The organism is Mesorhizobium sp. B1-1-5, from assembly GCF_006443065.1.
Classification (GTDB): Bacteria; Pseudomonadota; Alphaproteobacteria; order Rhizobiales; family Rhizobiaceae; genus Mesorhizobium.
In genome coordinates this window covers 1-1,079 of the sequence record NZ_VFWS01000614.1, presented here as the reverse complement: position 1 = coordinate 1,079, position 1,079 = coordinate 1, and the positions used below count along the sequence as shown (strand labels likewise).

General features: G+C 64.9%; 2 protein-coding genes. Both read right to left on the bottom strand.

From position 1 onward, the window contains the following. A partial coding sequence (locus tag FJ980_RS33785; RefSeq protein ID WP_181181425.1) for a cytochrome c occupies positions 1-332 on the bottom strand: 332 nt, incomplete at its 3' end. A 49-nt stretch (positions 333-381) separates the two neighbouring features. Next, positions 382-1,079: FAD-dependent oxidoreductase (locus tag FJ980_RS33780; RefSeq protein ID WP_181181424.1), on the bottom strand; the 698-nt coding region annotated here is incomplete at its 5' end.

Below are 1,079 nucleotides of genomic sequence, written 5' to 3'. Positions count from 1 at the left end.
GCCGCGACCTGGTCGTCGCTCATCATCTGCCCCACCGGCGGCATGCCGTTTTGCCCGTGCAGGACGAGGCTTACGGGATAGCCGCCGGTCTCCAGGTTCTTGTTCTTGGCCAGCGCCGGATAGTGGCCGGCGCCGACCGCGCCTTGCCCCTTGTCCAGGTGGCAGGCGGCGCAGACATTGGCATAGAGCGCCGCGCCGTCCTTTTCGGTGAAAGTATCGCCCTGGCTCAATGTGACGCCGGCCGAATCGGCGAACGCGCCGGGGGCCGTGAACGCCATGGCGACGGCCATGGCGGCGATGAGACCGCTGGGTCTTTTGAAGGAGCTGCTCATGATGGGATGCCTCGCGGGATACGGGGTGAACGAAGGGATCGGCATGGCCTCATCCCTGCATGACGCGCTGGTGCAGGCGGGTGATGGCGTTGAGCGAGGACAGGATCGCGCCCTCCTGCCAGGCGGGAATGTAGGAGGCATGCTCGCCGGCCAGCACGATGCGGCCGTCGATCTGGCACAGATTGTCGTAATGCTCCTTGCGTGCCTCCTCGGTCCAGTCGCCCGCGCAGCCAAGCGTGAAGGGCGAGCGGTGCCATGCCCAGGAAACGCCGGTCTCGAATTCCTGCTTGTATTGCGGGTGAAGCTGCGCGCCGTATTCCACCGCCTTCTGCACGCGCTCCTGCGGGGTCATGGCGGTGAATTCGTAGGAGTTCGGTCCGTTCCATGTGTAGCAGCCGAGCAGCACGCCCTTGCCGCCGGCGTTGAAGCCGGTGCTGGGGTAGGAGATCTGCGAAATCGGCAAGTTGGTGTAGCTGACGCCGCCGAAGATCGATTCGTCCTCCTCCCAGAAACGGCGCTTCATCTGCAGGCCGACCTTGACCGAGGACGCATAGGGCACCGCCCCGATCGCCGCCTGCATGGCGCCGCCGACCTGGATTTCGATCTGGCTGAGGATGGTGAGCGGAATGGTGCACACGCACCAGTCGGCGCTGGCTTCCTGGGCGGTTCCGGGGTTTTTCGCGTCCTCATAGGTCACCGTCACGCCCTTGTCGTTCTGGGCGATCTTGGTGACCTTGGCATTGTAGG